The organism is Acinetobacter sp. 226, assembly GCF_048147925.1.
Classification (GTDB): domain Bacteria; phylum Pseudomonadota; class Gammaproteobacteria; order Pseudomonadales; family Moraxellaceae; genus Acinetobacter; species Acinetobacter pecorum.
This window is the reverse complement of the sequence record NZ_JAYWYX010000006.1, coordinates 96,099-118,018: the sequence shown is the minus strand read 5'-3', so window position 1 is coordinate 118,018 and position 21,920 is coordinate 96,099. Positions and strand designations below refer to the sequence as shown.

At 41.4% G+C, this 21,920-nt stretch carries 14 protein-coding genes and 1 tRNA gene; 5 read left to right on the top strand and 10 right to left on the bottom strand.

Annotated elements, in window-relative coordinates:
* Positions 1-29: 29 nt before the first annotated feature.
* A complete protein-coding gene (gene aqpZ / locus VXP95_RS04120) occupies positions 30-719 on the top strand; it encodes an aquaporin Z (RefSeq protein ID WP_064095016.1) in 690 nt (229 codons plus the stop codon).
* Positions 720-817: 98 nt separating this feature from the next.
* On the opposite strand, the gene VXP95_RS04115 is transcribed toward aqpZ, so the two are convergent.
* Both VXP95_RS04115 and VXP95_RS04110 read right to left on the bottom strand, forming a co-directional pair.
* Positions 818-1,063 carry a hypothetical protein gene (locus VXP95_RS04115; RefSeq protein WP_064095017.1) on the bottom strand — a complete coding sequence of 82 codons (246 nt, stop codon included), beginning with the start codon at positions 1,061-1,063 and terminating at the stop codon, positions 818-820.
* Between the two features lie 79 nt (positions 1,064-1,142).
* Complete coding sequence (locus VXP95_RS04110; RefSeq protein WP_416681392.1) at positions 1,143-2,222, bottom strand: DNA/RNA non-specific endonuclease; 1,080 nt, start codon at positions 2,220-2,222, stop codon at positions 1,143-1,145.
* A 264-nt stretch (positions 2,223-2,486) separates the two neighbouring features.
* Here VXP95_RS04110 and VXP95_RS04105 point away from each other — a divergent pair, with 264 nt between their 5' ends.
* Complete coding sequence (locus tag VXP95_RS04105) at positions 2,487-3,017, top strand: hypothetical protein (RefSeq protein WP_416705690.1); 531 nt, start codon at positions 2,487-2,489, stop codon at positions 3,015-3,017.
* Between the two features lie 77 nt (positions 3,018-3,094).
* Here the strand turns inward: VXP95_RS04105 and VXP95_RS04100 are convergent, their stop codons facing one another.
* Positions 3,095-4,975 (bottom strand): potassium transporter Kup, encoded by a 1,881-nt coding sequence (locus VXP95_RS04100; RefSeq protein WP_064095020.1) that lies wholly within the window; start codon positions 4,973-4,975, stop codon positions 3,095-3,097.
* A 121-nt stretch (positions 4,976-5,096) separates the two neighbouring features.
* Between VXP95_RS04100 and VXP95_RS04095 the strand changes: the two genes are divergently transcribed.
* The 3 genes from VXP95_RS04095 to VXP95_RS04085 all read left to right on the top strand — a co-directional run bounded on the left by VXP95_RS04095 (position 5,097) and on the right by VXP95_RS04085 (position 7,268).
* Positions 5,097-5,187 (top strand) — tRNA-Ser (locus VXP95_RS04095).
* 182 nt (positions 5,188-5,369) lie between these two features.
* Positions 5,370-6,566 (top strand): tyrosine-type recombinase/integrase, encoded by a 1,197-nt coding sequence (locus VXP95_RS04090; RefSeq protein WP_125278590.1) that lies wholly within the window; start codon positions 5,370-5,372, stop codon positions 6,564-6,566.
* A 108-nt stretch (positions 6,567-6,674) separates the two neighbouring features.
* Positions 6,675-7,268, top strand: a complete 594-nt coding sequence (locus VXP95_RS04085; protein ID WP_034669821.1) for a hypothetical protein — start codon at positions 6,675-6,677, stop codon at positions 7,266-7,268.
* Between the two features lie 75 nt (positions 7,269-7,343).
* Here VXP95_RS04085 and VXP95_RS04080 read toward each other — a convergent pair whose 3' ends face one another.
* Genes VXP95_RS04080 through VXP95_RS04050 form a run of 7 tightly spaced genes read right to left on the bottom strand, consistent with a single transcriptional unit; the run spans position 7,344 to position 21,716 of the window.
* A complete protein-coding gene (locus VXP95_RS04080) occupies positions 7,344-10,547 on the bottom strand; it encodes a DEAD/DEAH box helicase (RefSeq protein ID WP_416711495.1) in 3,204 nt (1,067 codons plus the stop codon).
* Between the two features lie 11 nt (positions 10,548-10,558).
* Positions 10,559-11,959, bottom strand: a complete 1,401-nt coding sequence (locus tag VXP95_RS04075) for an EH signature domain-containing protein (RefSeq protein ID WP_286862786.1) — start codon at positions 11,957-11,959, stop codon at positions 10,559-10,561.
* 5 nt (positions 11,960-11,964) lie between these two features.
* The gene (zorB1, locus tag VXP95_RS04070; RefSeq protein ID WP_034669816.1) at positions 11,965-12,696 is read right to left on the bottom strand and encodes a type I Zorya anti-phage system protein ZorB1; all 732 of its coding nucleotides are present in this window, start codon (positions 12,694-12,696) and stop codon (positions 11,965-11,967) included.
* An 18-nt stretch (positions 12,697-12,714) separates the two neighbouring features.
* Positions 12,715-14,775: an anti-phage ZorAB system protein ZorA gene (gene zorA, locus VXP95_RS04065; protein WP_416711493.1), complete on the bottom strand. Its 2,061-nt coding sequence runs from the start codon at positions 14,773-14,775 to the stop codon at positions 12,715-12,717.
* Positions 14,776-14,824: 49 nt separating this feature from the next.
* Positions 14,825-18,073 (bottom strand): type I restriction endonuclease subunit R, encoded by a 3,249-nt coding sequence (locus VXP95_RS04060; RefSeq protein ID WP_416711491.1) that lies wholly within the window; start codon positions 18,071-18,073, stop codon positions 14,825-14,827.
* The gene (locus tag VXP95_RS04055) at positions 18,070-19,431 is read right to left on the bottom strand and encodes a restriction endonuclease subunit S (RefSeq protein ID WP_416711490.1); all 1,362 of its coding nucleotides are present in this window, start codon (positions 19,429-19,431) and stop codon (positions 18,070-18,072) included. The genes VXP95_RS04060 and VXP95_RS04055 overlap by 4 nt, the downstream gene beginning before the upstream one ends.
* Positions 19,431-21,716, bottom strand: coding sequence for a type I restriction-modification system subunit M (locus VXP95_RS04050; protein WP_416711489.1), 2,286 nt, complete (start codon positions 21,714-21,716; stop codon positions 19,431-19,433). The genes VXP95_RS04055 and VXP95_RS04050 overlap by 1 nt, the downstream gene beginning before the upstream one ends.
* Positions 21,717-21,920: the final 204 nt, after the last annotated feature.

The window sequence follows — 21,920 nt, the reverse complement described above, 5'->3', positions numbered from 1 at the left end:
AGCAAATAAAAACAATAAAGGAATACACTATGGATAAATATATTGCAGAATTGATCGGTACGTTCTGGCTGGTCTTCGGTGGTTGCGGCAGCGCGATATTAGCAGCGGCTTTTCCGGAACTGGGAATTGGTTTCGCTGGCGTCGCCTTGGCATTTGGTTTAACCGTACTCACCGGGGCTTATGCCCTCGGTCATATCTCGGGAGCACACTTTAATCCTGCGATCAGTGTGGGCTTATGGGCAGGTGGACGTTTTGAAGCTAAACAGCTGCTTCCCTATATCGTCTCACAGGTGATTGGTGCAATTCTGGCCGCCTGGTTACTGTATGTGATTGTACAAGGTCAGCTAGGATTTACCGGTACCGGTGCTTTTGCCAGCAATGGTTTTGCTGAACTCTCGCCCGCCCATTATTCTATGGGGTCGGCATTAATCATCGAGATTATACTGACTGCAATCTTTCTGATTGTAATTATGGGAGTTACTGATCGTCGTGCACCTGTTGGCTTTGCGCCAATTGCCATCGGTCTTGCCCTGACCCTGATTCACCTTATCAGTATTCCCGTGACCAATACTTCGGTCAATCCTGCGCGTAGTACAGGTGTAGCACTTTTTGCACAGACTGCAGCATTGAGTCAATTGTGGTTATTCTGGGTTGCCCCGATAGTTGGCGGCATTATTGGCGCATTGATTTACAAGACCCTGCTGGAAAAGAAAAACTAGTGCTTGCAGGGATAGAGATATAAAAATCTCTATCTAATTTATAAGTTCATTTTCTGCATGTTTCCCTTAGAACGTGCAGAAAAACAGAGCTGCACGTTTTATAAAAATGGATTTTCAATTTCATCCAGGTCATTACGCTGAATTTTTTCTGGCAGGTCAGGTGTGTTCTCGAGCTGCTGCACGACATCATCGATAAAAGCCTGCAAGGCTTTGGCCACTTTCAGCCCCTGCTGATCCTTGGTGATCTGCAAGTTACCATACAGGCTGACGCAGTCCAGATCATTTTCCAAAGTCAGATCATGAATGGCATGGGATTCGTTGCCATTTTCAAATGCTTTAAACATATCCTTTTCACCTGTCTTTGTTATTTTCTAATCAAGCTGTGATATCGATGCTACCTGAATTCCGGTTTTTTCAGCAAACTTATTTCAACAGCTGCAAAATATATTGCAATAAGGCATCAATCAGCTGTTTCACGATAGTCTCTTGCGTTGCGCTATCCATCGCACTGCCAGCTGCAGGTGAGGTCGAGCCGCTTGAGGCAAATTTGAACTGGCGTTGCAGCGCCTGCAGGTTTTCTTTGGAAACGTCTTCGGCACACTGGCTTTCCGCATCCCAGTTCGAATATTCAATTTTCTGGTTGGCTTTTACTGCCTTGGCTGTCAATGGCAGGCGATAAGTATTGCGCTTCTGCTCTTCAGTGAGCTGCGGGAACAGGTTAATTCCCAACTGTTCTTCCAGATAACAGACACTGACTATACGTACTTTGAGTGAATTATCATTCGGAGCATAGTAGGCACCAATGGCACCGGTTTTCGGCATATAAACTGCTTTATAGACCGCAGTCGGCACGATTACACCATTGCCGATGGTTTTGAGTTTTTTCCCTGCAAATACCGGACCGGTGATGACATAGACATCCTGCTTTTGCTTGGTCACAATCGCACGGGTAGCCTCTTCCAGCTCACGCCAGACCTGCTGATTGTTCTTGGGCGCCTGCGGCACCATATTGGCCAAGGAAAAACTGTCAAACTGTGCCGCTTTAGTCGGCATGTCAGCATTGGGTGCCATATGCCCCCGGTCATAGCCCGACCCGCGATAATCCGCCAATGTGGCACGATGTTTCGCACTAACCCGCTCTTCTTCATGAAAACTGTCTTCACGAGGAATTTTCTTGCTTAAGCGTGCCGGCGTTAAAGCTTCTGCCACCCAGAGCGGGGTCTTGGATACTCCGGAATACTCTACATTAAAGCCATTAAAACACAGTGAATAACTGTCTTTTTTCAGGCTCTCTCTCATCAGGTAAGGGGGTACATCACGGTAAAACTGGTTCAGGCAGGCAGAATCGGTAGAGGATGACAGTGATACCCATTGACTGATTTTTTCTTGACCAAAAGCGATGGCGAAGCTGCTCGAAGCCACTACACCCAGAATGACTTTAATACTATTATCATTTAAAAACTGAAAAAATGAATTTTTGGATTTACGCTGCTTCTTGGCCATTCTTACACGTACTTTTTAGATCAACACCGACTTTAATTGAGCTTAACAAGCTGTATAAGCGAAGTATATCTTGGCTCCACTATTCGTTTACTAAATAAACAATAACTGTGTATAAACCGCATTCGTTGTAACAAACTGTCTGGTTTTTATTTCTTTTTAAATGAATTTTCACGGTGTTTACGTAGCTTTGTTTGGCCTCATAGACTGAGTATGTAAAGCTAAGCGCCTATCCAATTCGTACAATTATTAGTAATGGTGTTAATTATGAATTCCAAATTCTCTAAAATATTAAGTTTAGGATTATTTACAAGTGTGATGAGCGTAGGGGCATTTGCCGAACCCACCATTCAATCGGGTGAAACACTTGAAAGCCTCTCTAAAGCTAAAATCAGTACAAAAGTGAATGGCCAGGAAGGCTCTTTAGAAAGTTTGGTAAATTCGGGCCAGATCCGCCTAGTTGACCCGCGTACAGTGGCACCACAGCCCGCAATGCCAAATACACCCGCCCCAATGTCTAATGATCCAGCAATGACTCAGGCACCAAATTCAGGTACTGTTCCTCAACCAGCTATGGTAGAACCTGGCATGAATGAGGCAGGTGTAGAGGCAAACATGTCTATGGCTGCGCCTCAACCACAACCAGCACAGGAAGAACAGCAAGCCGCTGTGATTGAAGCAGAGGTAAGCAATGAACAGGCTGAAGTTGCGGTGCAATCGGATGCAGAGCCAGTACAGATGGAAGAACCTTTGAATGCGGCACCTGAAATGCCAGCTGCGGTAGAGCTTGAGCAATAAACCAAACTCGCCGGTTTATTGTTTTCTGTATAAAAAAACCAGAGTATGGCTCTGGTTTTTTTGATTTCTCATCTTACTTAGATCTGGATCTGGGTGCCCAGCTCGACTACACGGTTGGTTGGAATCTGATAAAAATCGCTGACCGGACTGGTATTACGCTGCATGGAAATAAACAGCTTTTCCCGCCAGGGTGCCATGCCCTCACCCACAGTATGCATAATCCGTTCACGTGAAATAAAGAAACTGATCTGCATTAGGTCATATTCAAAATTCCATTGCTCATAGGCCTGTTGTAACGCATCCGGAATATTCGGCTGATCCTTAAAACCGTAATAGATAAATACCCGGTAAAAGTGTTCACTCAGTTTTTCTACCTCAATCCGATCTTGTCTGTCGACAAAAGGAATGTCGCGGGTAATTACCGTGAGCATGATATTTCTTTCATGTAAGACTTTGTTATGCTTAATATTATGTAGCATGGCATGTGGCACAATATTGGGTGTACCCGTCAGGAAAACAGCATCCCCTGGTACAAACTTGGTGCCGTCCCCCATCGAGATGCTTTTAATAAATAAGTCTATCGGTAAAGCATCCTGCTCAAGCCGTGTCAGCACCAAAGCACGCCCGTCTTTCCAGGTCATGAGAATTGTAAACAGTACTGCACCAATCAGAATTGGTACCCAACCTCCTGAAGCGATTTTTAAGGAAGTTGAAGCAACAAAGATCAAATCCAGTGCCAAAAATGGCACAGCAAATAAAGCCACTTTCCATACCGGCCAACGCCAGAAGCCATACGCCAGAATTGAGATCAGAATTGTGCCGCAGAGCATGGTCATGGTCACTGCAACACCATAGGCACTGGCCAGACTGGCACTATTTTCAAACAGTAAAATCAGGATCAGGACCGAGATAAACAGCATCCAGTTAATGAAAGGCAGATAAATCTGACCGCGCTCCACTGCCGAAGTATGCTTGACTGACAGGCGCGGCAAATAACGCAACTGAATGGCCTGATTGACCATAGAAAACACCCCGGTAATAACCGCCTGTGAAGCAATTACCGCTGCTGCCGTTGCCAGTCCAATCATCGGGAACAAGGCCCACTCAGGTAACAGCATATAAAAAGGGTTCTCTAGTGCTTCAGGATTACGCAGCAACAATGCTCCTTGCCCGGCATAATTCAGCAATAGACACGGCAAGACAATAATGAACCAGGCCAGACGAATCGGCAGACGGCCAAAATGCCCCATATCGGCATAAATTGCTTCACCGCCGGTCATGGTCAGGATCACCGCCCCCATGGTCAGAAAAGCCACATAAGGCTGATCAACCACAAAGTGATAGGCCCAGTAAGGGTTTACCATCCAGAGTACAAATGGGGTCTGGATAATGCTCCATAAACCAAAGCCACCAATGGACAGAAACCAGAGCAGGGTTAAAGGCCCGAAGAACTTGCCCATCGTCGCCGTACCATGTCGCTGAATTATAAACAGTCCAGCCAGAATTCCGATCGATAACGGCACCAGCCATTGATTGAAAATGGGTGTCGCAATACTCAGGCCTTCGATGGCTGAGAGCACAGAGATTGCCGGAGTAATAATTCCGTCACCAAAAAATAGTGATGCCCCGATAAAGCCCAAGGCGATCAGGAAAATTTTCTTTTGATCGGAAATGCGTGTGGTACGCAGGTTCAATGCCAGCAGTGACATGATCCCGCCTTCACCATTGTTGTCAGCACGCATGATGATGGTGACGTATTTAAAACTGATGGTCAGCATCATGCACCAGAAAATCAGGGACAGGATGCCGAGTACTGAAGCTTCGCTAATGGCGAGATGTGCAGTGAGGAAGCATTGGCGCAGTGCATACAGCGGACTGGTCCCAATATCTCCAAAAACTACTCCAAGCGCAGCCAGCGTAATGACCGGAAGAGCTGCCTTTTGTGCAGTGCTTTGCATAAATTGTCTTCGTTTTTAACAAGCATTTTTGCGAATCATAGCACTGCGTTCAAAGTTTTTCCGCAAATCAATTGTTTCAAGCTTGGCAGACTGGCTTTTTTTCTATATCATCCACGGCCATGGTGAGGTGTCCGAGTGGCTGAAGGAGCACGCCTGGAAAGTGTGTATACGTTTATAGCGTATCGAGGGTTCGAATCCCTCTCTCACCGCCAAATATCATTCCCATGATGTCTTATGGGATCTTAAAAGACTTAAACCACAATGGTTTAGGTCTTTTTTTTGTCTTATGTTATCTAACAACATCTATTGAAACCCTGTTCGAGTTAGGGGTATAAATGGGGGTACGTATTTATACCCTCAATTTTTATACCCCCAATTTCTGTGGAACTTCAAAATGCTTACAGATGCAAAAGTACGAAAGCTTAAACCCCTAGAAAAAAAAGCTCGTTATTCCGATGAGAAAGGTATGTACTTAGAAGTCACACCATCGGGCGGTATGTATTGGCGAATGAAGTTCCGCTTTAACGGTAAAGAAAATATTTTCAGCATCGGTACCTATCCTGAAACCTCACTGGCTCAAGCAAGAAGAATTCGAGACGAAGCTCGGTTAAAGTTAAAAGATGGGATTAATCCCAACGAAGCGAAGAAGCAAAAGAAACAACAAGCTGCTGAAAATACGCTTTTCAAAGCACTTGCTATGGAATGGATGGAAGACCGTAAAGCTGTTATTAAAGAAAATACCTATTTACGTGATTTATCCGTATTTGAAAAAGACCTTTTCCCAGATTTAGGCAATATGCCTATTGATCAAATCAAAGGTAAAGATGTGCTTGCCTGCGCCAAAAAAATCGAAGAACGTGGCGCACAGGAAATGGCTAAACGCTCTATACCTTTAGCAGGTCGTATTTTCCGTTTTGCGATTCGTAAGGGTCTCATCGAGAATGATCCGACACCTCATCTTCATGAGGCTTTAAAACCTCGTAAAGTGAAGCATATGGCACGTTTGGATATTTCTGAGTTCCCACCCTTCCTTGAGCGAATGGACCGCTATCATGGCAATCCAATGATTAAAACAGCCATTCAACTAATGACGCTGACTTTTGTACGCACAGCTGAACTTAGAATGATGGAGTGGAATGAGATTGATTTTGATAATCATTTATGGCGAATACCTGCTGAGAAAATGAAAATGGCTCAGCCTCACATTGTTCCATTATCCAAACAGGCAATTGAACTCATTGAAGGATTACGGCCTCTCACCGGCAATAAGCAGTACGTTTTCTATAACCATAGCACGGCAAAACCCATGAGTAGCAATGCACTCCTCTGTGTGATCCGTACGATGGGCTATAACGGTAAAATGACTGGTCATGGATTCCGTGGACTTGCATCAACGACACTTCATGAGCAGGGCTATATGCATGATGCAATTGAAATTCAGTTAGCACATCGAGTCGGTAATGCCGTATCTCAAGCTTATAACCATGCTCAACACTTAGAATATCGAATCAAGATGATGCAAGAATGGTCTGATTTTATTGATAGTTTGAGAAATAAAATTGTGCCATTTCCTAAGCATAAACGCGCCTAAGTTAAAAGTTTTGTTTTAAAAATAAGTCCTCTTTAGAAATTACTTGTATAAAAATGTAGGATACCCTACAATAATCAATGTTAAAAATCTAAATAGAGAACTTTATTAATGGTAAAAACTAGAACTGAAATCAACCAAGAAAGTAATGAACGCCGTGGAATAGTAAATAAAGCATTTAAGTTACATCAAAACACTGTTGATGCGATTCGTAGCCTAGCTGAAGATTCAGAAAAATCACAGGCTCAACTTATAACCAATGCCTTTGATGGATTTTATACTCCACTGCCTGCGGGTTATGAAAATGAAAATGGCGAATACATCTCATCTGATATTTATATTTATCATCCCTATGGATTAGAAACATGGCTCACTATTACTAATGTGAGAGATGAGTATGATGAAGAGATTGAAATTGATATCGATGAAATTAACTTTGAGGACATGGTTAATCATTTCATTAGCCAGCATTTACCTGGGCTTCACATCAATCAAATTAAAATTTTCTATACGCCAGTACTTGGCTCAGGTGAATTTTATAGACCAAACTTCTCTAAGCTAAAGCAGGAAATGTACAAAGATTCGGTATCATTGTTTTTTGATCTTTTCCATGAGATGCCAACGTTATTTAGATACAAGAATCTTCAAATGGTACCAATGATTGAAGGTTCTAAAGAATATGAAAAACTAACTAAACTTTATTAATTATGAGTATTAAGCCTTGTTATACAAGGCTTAATTTTAAATCAATAGACTAAGCAATTAAAATTGATAAGTTATCTAAATCATTTCAATCAATTCTTTGCTAAGTTCTCTACTCGGCTGCAGCATATCATCTGCCAGAGCCCGCTTACTTGATAAAAGTCGATCTAATTTTATTTCAAAAGTATCAAAATCATTTGCTGCTATTGATGGGTAGTAAACAAAAACTTCTTTATCTTGTCCTATTCGATAAGAACGGTCAGTTGCCTGATCTTCCTTGGCAGGATTCCAACTGCGCGTATAATGAATAACATGATTAGCTTTTTGGATATTAACGCCAAAACCTACAGCAGTGGTGGATAAAATGATTACATTAAAACCACTAGTTGCTTGGAATCTATCAATAAGGTTTTGCCGTGTTAAACCTTTTTTACTGCTTGTATTTGAATCCCCATTAACGGTTGTAACATTTAAGCCGAACCGTTCTAGAAGAATCCGTTTCAGAAAGACTTGAATATCTCTAAATTCAGTGAAGATAATAACTTTTTCATTCTTTACCTTAATTGCTTCCAAGGTTTTGATCAGCCAATCTACTTTAGGGGATTCGTGAATTGAAGCATTCGGTTGCAATAGGAATGGATGTGCACAAATCATTCGCATACTGTGCAGTGATGCCAACATCGCACCTTGATTACCTTCTTCAGACAACCTCCTGTAGCGATTAATTACATCGGCATATAAGTGACGTTGAAGTGAAGAAATCGTAATATTTTTACAATGATCTACTTCAATTTTTTCTGGTAAATCAGCAACATCATGTTTCATCCGTCTTAAAACTTGTGGTGCAATCAAATTCCGTAATTGTTCCAATACTTCATTATCCACATTCTCAATATTTTCTATAGGACGACGATAAGTTTTTCCAAATTCATTCAATGAACCTAGCAAATTTTCTTGTATAAAATCAAATAAGCACCATAAGTCAGTGAGTGAATTTTCCACTGGAGTACCAGTACATGCTATTTTAAAGTCTGCCTTTTGAGCTTTAGCCGCTTTTGTCACCATAGCCGTAGGTACTTTAATTTTTTGTGCTTCATCGCAAACCATAATCCCCCAATCAACTCGCGCTAAAGAAAACTCTAGATCACGCATCGTTTCATAGGTTGTGAGGACAATATCCGCATCACCTCGCCAATCTTCTTCAAGCAAATGCGTAATACCATGATCATCTCTTAATTGAGCAGATATTAAATGCTTGGGAATTTTTCGATCTTTTAAATTTTCACCATATAGACTTAGGATCTTAGCAAATTTAGCACTGAAGAACCGATTTGCTTCTGCCTCCCAATTTTCTAACAATGAAACTGGAGCAACCACTAAAACTGGTTTTTTATCTTTTGCATTTTCTAAGTATTCACCAATAAAGCACAACAATTGCAGGGTCTTCCCCAATCCCATATCGTCTGCTAAAAGGCAGCCACTTACCTGTTCCGGTGCATATTGATGTAGATTCTGCAACCATGCAACTCCGTACTCCTGATGCGGTTTTAAACCGAATTCCTGACTTCTGAAACTTGAAGGCAATCTAGCTGGGGGATGGTTCTTCTCATCAAAAACCAATTGATCTGCTCGTTGTTTAGTAAACTCAGCTTTATCAATGTTATTCGCAATGAGTAATGTATCTTTCTTTTTTTTCTGTAAATTAACCGTAGATTCTTCTAATGTTTCAATAGGTTCTTTTCTATTTGAATCACTCAGACTATTTAATAATTTTTTAGCGTCATCTAGTGAGACTTCAGTATTCGCATTAGGAATTAGAACCTGATCTTTACCTTCTTGCTCAGCCTGTTTGATACGCTGTTCAAGCAATTCTATTGCCTCATCGGAGAAGCGATCCTGGAATTGTTGCTCCAACTCAATGAGATGCTGTGGCAACCACTCTGATTCACCACTATCTCTTTGAATAAACTCAGAGTTTAGTTTTTGTGCTTCACCGATACCAATGACCCGATCACTGTAATTGGATAGATCTAAAACTTGCTGTGCTTGTAACTCATCTTCATATTTTTGGATTTCTGTTAGATCACTTTTTAATTCTTGAACCTGATGATCTAAATAACTTGTTTTATCAATTGTATAACCCGCCCACATGAAAATTGGTGATGGCTTTTCATAGGCAGTAATAAAATATTTTGTTTGCTCTAGATTAGAAAGTTCTAACAGAATCGGTTGTTGTTCACGACCTGAGTTTTCGTTGAGAGTTAATTGAGCAGAAATATAATACCCAGACTCATTATAAAATTTATCTAGCTGTAAGCTATAACTATAGATTTCTGCTTCTTGCTTTGATTGTTCGAAATCCTCTGGAGAGATCACCTGTGTGGCGTCATCTCCTAATTGCGCGAAGGGGTTATGCAAAAATATTTGAGCGCGTTCACCAGATACACGTCTATTCGGCATCTTTTTAATTTCACTCAGTACATTTTTGACTTGAGGATCAATGACTACATGAGCGACTCCACCATCTGGTAGGCTAATGCTATATTGATCTTGTACCTGATTATAGCGATCAAAAGTTTGCAACCAATTTGACGGTGACTCATCAAAGTCGGGCTGTACTTCTACAACTGATTCCTGACTAATCAAGTTTTTACGTAGATTCAATTGTAATTTTTCAGGTGCAAGTACCACGGTCTTACGAAGAAACTCATCTAAATTTGCTTGACTTCGATTGGCTAAACTTCGTATTTGAGCCCAATACTTTTGATTGAGCTTATTATCTTTATTTGAAATACGAGCAAATTCTTTAACTTTTTCTACAAGTTTCCAAGTCGTTTCATTCAGTAAATATTCTTGACCATCAACATTCAGTACCGCACCTATTCGTTTAATTAGGCCTTTAGACTTAATCCTATTTTGATCACACCATCCATCCAGAATGATTTTAAAATCAGGATCACTTAATCCTCCCTCACTACGAATCACTGGATATAAAGTTGTTGGACTAGGTAGGTTGAGTAAATTAAGTACGTTACTATGTTCGGGATCTTGCTGAAGCTGAAACAGCTCCTCCCATGGCAATACATACTGATCATCCAGGAGATACGCGATATCTTCTTCTTCTAGACTTTCCCAATAAAAATCAGCGTCATTTTTAGCATTTTGTTGATAAGCAGAAATCAATCCAACTTCGTCATATTGTAAAGACTTTATACTCGCCACCAAGTTATCTTCAACAACACAGTCAGTACTTTTTTTCTTTTTCCAGAATGCTAGCTTCATGCCATTACCTTTTAATAATGCCTTTTATATCTTGAATTAGAATTATTAGCTGAACTAGAGAAAATACCTAATTCAGCTAATTTTTCATCAAATCGAATTTGCCAACCTGGTGTATGACTTAATTTTAATAAGTGTGGCCATGGTTTGAGCTCATCAATACTGACCTCCCTTGCTCTTTCACTATAAGGTATTGAATTTGTAATATAACAAGCATTACCTACACTCGAAAAATCCATAACATAAACATTTTCAATTTTGAGCATAAAAGCATTATTATTTGCAGTCGATCGAGTTAAACGTTTCAGCCTTCCTTTATTCATTTCTCTAAATTTAATATGCTCTGCCTGAGTCGAGTGTAATGCATTAGGACCTAAGAAAATCTGGGAAAAAGAAATCTTATCAATATATTTAATCCAGTAATTAAAACGCTCTATATCTGCTACGCGACTGAATAAATTGAAAAAAGCTTCTAAATCTGCCCTTACAAACCACTGAATCACCATTTTTTTGGTGTCTGCATTCACGTTATTCCATCCCGCTGATGATTCATACTGAGGATTACCCCATTGATTTAATGCTAGATGTTTTAATACCTCATGTACTTTCTCTCTCTGAGAAGTACTAGCATAACGATCTAAAAGTGTAGCTAAAATAGTAGTTTTATAAATTTTATTTTTTTCAAGCAATACTAAAAAACGTGGAATAATTTTAAAATACTCATCCTCTTTCATTGTTTTAATTGATTTAATGGATGAACGTATTAAATCATCCCAAAACCAACTACCCGAAGCTATTCTTAAACTTTCTAATTGATTAGCAACTCTGTTGTCATCATTATCTTGTAAAAAATCACGTACAAATTTTTTCGTAGGTTCTGTAGTTAAAACCTCTGAATTATCTATAAGAGTCGTCATCCATTTTTTTAGTCGAGTCGAATTTTTAAATACGGAAGATTTGTTCGTATTTAATATATTTCTTAACTTAACCCAACTATCAGGTTGTTTTTCTAATTCCTTTGCTTGAAAGGAAAAATAGCTATACAACAATGGAAAATAAACAAACTTAAGTTGATCAATTCCCAATTGGTTGAAATAATCAATTAATCTTACACCTACAGGTGTGAATAAAAGTTTTTCTTCATAATTGGGCAGCTTTTTACTGAGAGACCAAGCCAAATTTTTCCAATCTCGTTTAGTCAGACCATCAAATCCTTGTTGTTCAAATTTTAGAACTGATTTGATAATTTTTTCTTCTAATGGTTGTACATTTTCAAGATCATCGAATTTATGCTCAATAATCGACAATGTTTTCATTAAACGCTGAGGTCTAACAAATTTAGTCTGTATATGAGTTGGTTCAGAAAATACACTTATTTTTTCGTCAAGACGACGTTTCAGATTCGCAATACTCATCACTATCACCGTGTCAATTGGCATGTTTCAACAGGAGATGAGACGAAATGTGGCTGTGGTTCAGCGTTTTCCTTTTCTTTTAAACCATAGAATTGCATCCGTAGCTCAACACGACGTGAGGCTTCTTTACTATCCTTAGCTGAATTAAAAGAAACGCCACCGGCCAAAAACAGTTGTTTAACTTGGTTCTTTTGTGCATCACTCAGACTTAACCCATGACTAAATTTTGAATCAAGTAAACTGCACATAACCCATTCTGAACGACGTAAACTTAAGTTTAAGTTATAAAGATATGAACCATCTGTATCGGTGAACCCTTCAATCACAATTTGTTTAAACCATTTTTTTCCATTTTCACTATTAGCAGCATTTAAAACAATGGGTACTAACGTATTTAATGCCTCTACACCTGCTGCATTTAACCGGTAGTCATTATGGCCAAACCGACCAGCTTCTCCAAAGTTGATACGATTGTCCTTACAATCAACAGCAATAATCTTGTTTTTCAACGCGGCATCATTTTGAATACTAGTACAAATATCCATAATCTCTGAACTACGTTGATTTTCAGCTTGAGTTGCTTCATTGATTTTTTTCGTTACGACCATTAATGACACAGCCATTACGACTAAAAACAAGGTCATTAATGCTGTCATTAAATCAGCAAATGAAATCCAAAAAGGTTTTTCACCTTCATCTTTAGAACGTGGTTTCTTAGAGTACCTGTTACCTAACATTAATCATGTACCCCAAAATTAGTTTTTCTTTTGTTGTACGAGATCTTCCAGATCTTCTACAAAACTACCCAAGCCTTCTACACCCGTTGCAAGGCGTTTTACAGCTTGATCAAGTGTATTATCAAAAGCACCTAAAGAATGATTTAAGCTGGTTTCTACAGAGGAACCAAAACTCTCAAAGCTTTTCACCAACACATCACTGACTTGCTCAAGATAATCCTGCATTTCTTTCTTCACTTGATTGAGTGCAGTTGTCATCTGATTCATATCTTTCAGCATTTCACTGCTCATACCAACTTTGGCTTGAGCTTGTTTAATTAAACCGTCTAAAGTACTGATTGCCTGTTTAACACTCTCTTGTGAGTCTTTATAGTCTTTTAATAGAGAGATTAAATTGCTGCTTGCGCTGGTCAAATGCGTAGAGGTGGTACTTACTTCTGCAATTAGCTGTGATGTCTTATCAGTCACTGTAATCAAAGAACTGCCCGCAGTATTAAACTGTTCAGAAGCTAAGCGCATTTTTTCAGCGCCGTTATTCATACCCGTAATACTATCCGTTGTCACTTGAGATAATTTCTGAATATTTTCTTTATAGACTTGGACCGCATTTTGACTGTGTGCAATCAAATCTTTAATTTCAGTTCCTAAATTATCAATTAATGCAGATGATTGTTCGTGCAATTTTTGCTGATTTTCTAGAATTACACGATCTTGTTCCGTACGCTGTTTCGTGACATCTGACATTAACTCAGACATCGTTCCGCCTAGATTCCCTATCAACTCCGAGACTTTGCCATTTAACTGCTCAATCGCATGTTGGCCTTGTTCTCCAATTTTTGCGGCACCTTGAGATAAATGATCCACCATTAAATTCATTTGATCAGACATCTCATTTTGTTTTTGTTGAATATCTTCAATCATTTTCGACATCTGTATTTCTAATGTTTTCGTCGAAGTTTCACTATTAATTTTCATATCTGTCAGTAATTGGGAAAAACCTAATTGCATCTCCTTCATGGCGGATACTGATTGAGTCATCATCTCATTCATGCCCGTCATTTGACTGCCAAACGTAGACTCCAATTTACTCATAAAGGCTGTAAGCACATCAGTCATGAGTTCTTGGACGGCTGAACCTTGGTCACCACTCACTTGTTGTACGCTAGACGCAATTTTATCTAGAGGTGCTTGCAAGGTATCCGTAATCGATTGACCAATCTGAGTCGCCATATCCTGACTAGATTTCGCATAGTTTTCACTTAACTGTGCAGAAAAGGCAATCTGATTCTTTTTATTTTCTTCAACCAAATTCGTCATCATGACTTTTAATTCATTCACTAGACTATCTTTTAATTGACGGGCAGTGCTTTCGCTCGATTTCGATAATTTAACAAGCTTGGATAAATATTCTTCTCCAGTAGAATCGGCTTCAAAAAGCTTATCAATTTCTGTCGTTAAAGTTTCTAACTGTTCATAACACTGACGCAACCACGATTTTTCGCGCCAAGTGATAATCATTGCAGTCCCTATCGCAAGTGCAGAAGCCATGAATGCTTCACTTACCCCACCTAATAACAAGCCTAAACTGTCTTGAACTTTTGCTGGATCACCTGCAGGATCAAAAGCTAATAATCCAAATAGAAGGCCAGCAAATGTAGCAATAATACCTACACCAGTGATAATACCTGGCAAGTGCTTATAAAACTCAACTCTTAAAGGGGTATCCACAATCACTGATTGAGAAAAAAATACATCACTTGATACTGTTGCACGTGAGGAACCTAGTACATCTTCTCCATCTACAGTTTCATAAATGTCATGAAGAGACTTTTTATAATTCAACCAAGCATGTTTTAAAGGCGTATTATTTTCGAATTTTTCATCTAATGAATGCTTATTTCGACTAGGGTTTTTATCCATTCCTTTGAAGTCATTAATTAGCACTGATAATTGCCCACTTAATTTTTTGGCAGGTTTGATATATTTAGAATAGAATTTAAACCCAATCCATAATACAAAAATGAGCATTCCCACAGGAATGATAAAATAATTCTGCAGAAATTCAGCAAAAGCCAACATATCAATACACCCCTATACTCAAAAATTTAATTCTAAAATGTTTAAAAAATTATCGACTGCTCAACATATCAAAGATCACCCGTGCAAATATGCTGGCCTTCGCCGGATCAGACAGCAACTGCATCATCTGTTCCTGATGTGCGGCACTGCTACCAAGAATGGCATCATCCATCGCTTTCGGGAAATCACCCAGCATGGCTTGTTCACGGGTATTGTTGGCAATCTGCTTCATCACAATCTCATTTTCCGCCAGCTTGTCACGTACCGTATAGGCATAGTTCAGCATGTCTTTATCGGTTAGGTTATCAGTGATAAAAACATCATTCAGACGCTCAATAATCTGTGACAGGAACTCTTCTTTCTTATCGCGTGGCTTGGCTGCACCGAGGTCATTGCCGGGTTCTAGCTTAAAATCTTCGGCATCTTCTTTCAGCTTGATGTCTTGCTGACGGATCTTGGACAAGCGGTAATGGCTCATACTGACATTACTTAGATCCACCTCATCGTCTTTCGTTGCGGTTTCACGCAGCAATGGACGCAGGTTACGTGCATACAGACTGAGCTTCTCCAGTTCTTTGTCATCGTAGTCCACGATCTGCGACATAAACTCGTAGAAACGGGTAAAGCTTCCCAAGTCTTTTTTAAAGATTTCCAGCTTGTCTTTTTCCAACTTGGCCTCTTTAAAGGCATTGTCAGCATTGGCAATCAGCACCACATCATTGGTTTTCTTGCAGCGTTCCAGCATGTCACGGGTGGTGTTATAGGCTTCGATGGCCTGACTATAACGTTTCTGCCAGCGTTCAACCGCGGGTTTGCAGATATTACTGATCGCAGCATTGGATTTGTTCTTGGTAAAGAAGGCTTCTACAAACTGCTCGACTTCCGTCCACAAGAAAATCTTGCTGGCTTTCAGCTTTTCAAACAGGTCAAAGATCTGATCCGGATTCGATACATCAGCCAGTTCTGCGGTTTGGTAGTAAGGCTGGAAGGCCCCAAGAATGTCTTCAGGATCGTTAAAGAAATCCAAGACAAAGGTGCCAGATTCCGCTTTGCCCGGATAGGTGCGGTTCAGGCGAGACAAGGTCTGTACGCACTCAACACCACCCAGCTTTTTGTCTACGTACATGGCACACAGTTTCGGTTGGTCAAAGCCGGTCTGGAACTTGTTAGCCACCAGCATCACCTGATAGTCATCACTGTCAAAGGCCTTGCGCATTTCCCGTCCTTTTAGCCCCGGGTTCATGTTGCGTTCATTAAAGGTCTGCCCGACTAAACCACTGCTGTCGGTATCCTTGTCATTAAACTCAACCTCACCCGAGAAAGCGACCATAGCCTGAATGGACTTATAGCCCTGATCTGTCACGTATTTGTCAAAGGCCAGCTTGTAACGCACCGCTTCTTTACGTGAACTGGTCACCACCATGGCTTTAGCCTGCCCACCCAATAAGCCCATCACGTTATTTTTAAAATGCTCGACAATGACTTTCACTTTCTGGGAAATGTTGTGGTCATGCAGGCGTACCCATTGATTCAGCCTGATCTTGGCTTTTTTGGCATCGACCTGTTTGTCGGCTTGTTCAATTTTTTGTTTGAGCTTATACACCACTTTATAGTTGGTGTAGTTTTTCAGCACATCCAGAATAAAGCCTTCTTCAATGGCTTGGCGCATGGAGTAAACATGGAAGGCTTCCGGCTTGTTTTGCTTGGATGGCGGTAGCTCAGGATTGGGTACACGGCCAAACAGTTGCAGGGTTTTGTCTTTCGGTGTCGCGGTAAAGGCATAGTAACTGAGGTTATTACTGCCCTTACGTGCTGCAACCACGGCATCCAGAATATCTTCCGAAGACAGTTCAGCATCCTCTTCGCGCTCTTCCAGCATCAACACTTCTTTCAGCTGTCGTGCCGTAGAGCCGCTTTGCGAAGAATGCGCTTCATCGGCAATCACCGCATAGCGTCGCTGTTTCAGGTTGGTACTGTTTTCAATCGCACGCAACACAAAGGGGAAAGTCTGGATGGTCACAATGATAATCGGCTGTGAGGTTTCCAGTGCCTTGGCCAGTTTTTCCGATTTGGAGCCATCGCCTTCTTTGTTATTGATGCGTCCGACCACGCCATCGGCATGTTCAAACTGGTAGATGGTGTCCTGTAGCTGGGCATCCAGAATGGTACGATCCGTGACCACAATCACCGAATCAAACAGTTTCTGATTGTGTTGATCGTACAGGGTCGACAACTGATGTGCTGTCCAGGCAATCGAGTTGGACTTACCTGAACCTGCACTGTGCTGAATCAGATATTTCTGTCCAGTGCCCTCCTCTAAGGCGGCATTGATCAGTTTGGTGACCACATTCCACTGGTGGTAACGCGGGAAGATCAGCAGTTCTTTTTTGTACTTGCGGCCTTCCCAGTCTTCTTTTTCTTCAATTTGCAGATGGACAAAACGTCCAATGATATTCAGCAAATTGTCCGGCGTGAGGACTTCGTTCCACAGATAGGCCGTAGCGTACTGATTCTGGTCTTCTGGCACATCATTGCCTGCGCCACCGTCATGTGTGCCTTTATTGAATGGCAGGAAGAAAGTATCTTCTCCGGCCAATTGGGTCGCCATATAGACTTCGTATTGACTCACGGCAAAGTGTACCAATGCGCCACGCTTAAACATCAGCAAGGGTTCAGGCTTGTTGGTTTCTGGATCTTTCGGCAAGCGGGTGCGTTTGTACTGCAACATGGCATTCTGCACCGCCTGCTTAAACTCGGACTTGAGTTCCAGTGTTGCCACCGGAAAGCCGTTGATAAACAGCACCAAGTCAATACGCCATTTCTTGGCCTGTTTGCCAGTGTCCTGTAACTCGGCAGCCGTAGCATACGGGCTATAGACCAATTCCGGCACAATGCGGCAGATGTTCTTTTTGTAATTGGCTAAGGTATCGGGATTCAGCGCATGTTCTGGTTTAAACTGACAGAGGAAAAATCGTGCGCTGCGGGTTTTCACTCCGTGACGCAGCACACCTAAAGTACCATAGCTACGTGACTGTTCATCAGTGGCATTGATGTCGGCTTTCTTCAACTGGGCAACCACGGCTTCTAGAAAATGCCGTTCGGTATCATTCGGAAAGATACGCTGGAATTTCTGCCAGTCCTGGCTTTGCGTCTGCTGTACAAAGTCGAGTACGTCCTGCTCATACAAGGCAGTTTCACGGTTATAGCCTTGTGGCGTACCGAGTTGCCAGCCCTGAGCCAGCATCTGTTGAATGATGTCGTTCTGGAAAATGCTTTCACGGGTGGCGTCTAGATTCATGCGCTTAACTCCGTGTCTGTCTCAGCAACCGTTGGCGATTGCCAGTGGCGCACGTCGATTTTGCCAGTGACTGCGGCTGAGATCAGGGCGGTTCGGCGTTCTTGCATTAGAGAAATAGCATCACGCATCTTTTTTTCTAAACCATCAAATTGATGTACACACTTTTCAATATGTTTAACGATCTCTTGCTGTTCATTTAATGGGGGAATTAATTGTTTTAAATAACCTAATCTTTCAGCTTTAATTCCTAAAGCTGTCGATCCACTAGCAAACGTCATCAAACTATCTTGAAATGAGGTAGACATCATAAAAAATTTTAAGAACGTATTATCTAATACGTTGTCCTGACCACGAAATTTAATAATTCTCTGTGCAAGTGCAATGTCTGTTCTATCCACTTGTGAAACTTCTCCTAATGGCGCTTCTGTTGTAAATAAAACATCGCCAATTAGAGGAGAACCTCGACTCATGATTTGGTCATAGTCATTGTCAGACACATATTCTTGCGAAAGACTGTAATCGATTTTTCCTTTTTTAATATTTCTAGCAGTGACAAGAAATATTCCCTCATCTACCTTTTCTGGGGTTTTACCTCTATAGTCCACGATAGATGATAAATATTTCTTAAATCCTGCAACGATCCAATGCTCCGGCACTTCGCCTAACCACTCCACACCCGAATCTTTCATCGGAACATTTGGATCAAGTCCTTTGGTCACGGCATGGCTAATCACCGCCTGACGTTTTTCTTTCAGCAGTTCAATCAATTGTTGTTGTTGTTGAATCAGGTTATCGATTTTGGCAGTTTCGTGGTCGAGGAAATTAGCGATTTGAGTTTGTTCTTCAGCATTTGGAATACCTAAAGCATAGCTCCCAAGCTCATCTGAAGATAGCTCTAAGAATGTCGTACCACGACCTAAGTTATTCAATTGTTTAGTAGATATACTTAAATAGTAGTAGAAAAACTTTGTAGATAAATCGTATTTTTTAACTAGAGATTTACACCCTTGATTCGTACAAGCCTCTTTACTTGTGACAGCCAATGAACCAATTGGGGCACGGCAAGATAAAATAATCGTGTCACTTGGAACAAGACTTGTCCCACAAGAATCTAATCCTTTCTTTGTAATAGTTCTAATTGACTCCCCAATAACCTGGGAACGCAATTTACTCAGATCAGATGGTGTTATCCATGTAATTTCACCATCCCAAAAAGCCTCTTCGCCAGATTTTGGAGTTGAACCATTTATAATTTCAAATAAATATTTGATCGGCTTTAAATCCCAATGGCAAGGAATCTCACCTAACCACTCAACACCTGAGCCCTTATACTCTGCATAGGTTTTATACTTTGCCATTATGAATGCACCTCTTGTAGCAGTTGCATAATCTCGGCACTCACCGCATCCAAATCCGCATCAATCTCGCTTAAATCACGTGGCGGCTGGTACACGTAGAAATGACGGTTAAATGGAATTTCATAACCAACAATACCAATCTCGCCATCTTTTTCATCGCGCTTGTCGGCATTGATCCAGGCATCCGCCACATGTGGCTGTACTTCACGTTTAAAGTAGTCTTCAATCAACTCTGTGGTGCTGACTTTTGGATTCAGTGCAATGTTCTCGGCATCACGTAAATCCCCATCCTGCACAAACTCCACCACTTTACCCTGGTAGCTGAACTGGCCATATAGTGGATTTTCCGCCTGTTTCACGACCTTGTTAATCACTGGTTCTGCTTCAGGATTTTTCCAGGTGATGGCATCTAACAGCTGTTTCTTCTCTTTGGCATCCAGCTTGATGTCTGTCTGCTTGAGGGATTTTTTCAGCACTTCATCAAACTGGTTGAAATCATCAAACTGCTCAGTGCCTATCACGTTCTGTAACACTTGGGCTTTTTCCATCAAGGCTTTCTGGAATAGCCAGATTTTGCTGTCCAGTACCTCTTTAATGTCTTTTTCTTTTAGCTCAGGGAACTCGGCTTTAATCAGGGCACGAACTTCAAGCGCAACGTCCTGCAACTGACCATAAGTTTCTGCTGTCCACGCTGCACCAAAGGCTGTGCCCAATTGCGCATCGATACTTTGCATCACAGCATTAAACGGTTTTGGCGCAAAACGTAATGCAGCAATCGCGCTATCTGTGATCTGTGCCGATAAGCGTAATGGACGTTCAATGGTCACGCGACGGTAGCCAAATTCATGGCTATCAAAAATCTTGCTGGCAAATGGTTTTTGCTGTTCAGTTTCACCATCCTGCGCCAAGGTATCTACCGCCACAAAGTCACCGTAATTTTGGGTAATGGTGGCAATTTCAGCTTCAGTCAGATAGTTACGTTTTGAACCCAGCGACTTACGCATTTTGGTACTGAGGTTTGAGGCATTGATCAGCTGTACCTTGCCTTTACGTTCAGCGGCTTTTTTATTGCTGAGTACCCAGATATAGGTGGCAATCCCGGTGTTGTAGAACATGTCATTTGGTAAGGCAATAATGGCTTCAAGCAAGTCGGCTTCTAAAATATAGCGACGGATCTCGCTTTCACCACTGCCCGCACTACCGGTAAATAACGGTGAACCATTCAAGATAATGCCGATGCGGCTACCGCTCTCGGTACTGCTGGCATCACGCATCTTGCTGATCAGGTGCATTAGGAATAGTAGTGAACCATCCGATACCCGTGGCAAGCCTGCACCGAAACGACCATCAAAGCCCTTGTGTTCATGTTCGTCCTTGATGTCCTGTTCGATCTTTTTCCAGTCCACCCCAAAGGGTGGGTTAGACAGCATGTAGTCAAACTGATCCACAGCAAGCTGGTCATTCGACAGCGTGTTGCCAAGTTTAATCCGGCTCACGTCCTGGCCTTTGATCAGCATGTCGGCTTTACAGATGGCGTAGGATTCCGGATTGAGTTCCTGACCAAACGCACGCATCACCGCATTTGGGTTCAGCTCATGCAGATATTCCATCCCTGAAGACAGGAAGCCACCCGTCCCCGCTGTCGGGTCGTAAATGGTACGGATAATGCCGTCTTTAGTCAGGACGTCATCATCTTCCATAAACACCAGTGCAGTGGTCAAACGTACGATGTCACGCGGGGTAAAGTGCTCCCCTGCGGTTTCATTAGAACCTTCGGCAAAACGACGGATCAGTTCTTCAAACACCAAGCCCATGTCATGGTTGGATACATTCTTTGGACTCAGATCCGTGGTCGCAAACTTTTGCACGACTTTATACAAAAGGTTGGCATCATCGAGGAGGCCCACAAATTCGATGAAGTTAAAGTATTCAAAAATCTCACGGGCATCTTTAGAGAAACTTTGCACATAGGTGCTCAAGTTGGCCTTGATGTCACTCTGTCCCATTTTGCTGAGATCCATTGGGGAGGTGTTAAAGAAGGCTAGACCGTTGGTGGCACGCAGCAATAACTTTTCTTGAGCTTCTTCTGGCAGATTCAGCTTGGAGACTTTTTCATGTTCTGCCAGTACCGCAGCCTTGCTTTCTTCCAGTACACATTCCAGACGACGCAACAAGGTAAATGGTAGAATGATGCGACCATATTGCGATTGTTTGAAGTCACCACGCAGCAGGTCGGCAACCGACCAGATGAAAGAAGCGATTTGTGAAAAGTTATTGTTGGTCATAGTGTTCTGAAAAATCCTGGTTCTTATTTGACGCAGTAGCATCAACTGAAAACTTGCTTACCTTTATCTTACTGAAATTTTGTTGAACTTTTGGAAAAAATAGTGATTAATCACTGAATTGATTTCACTCAGCGACAGAAAATGTCGTTTAAAGCATCTTTTGATTGTAGTAGTGAATGGCTTGATTCATTTTATTCTTTAGAT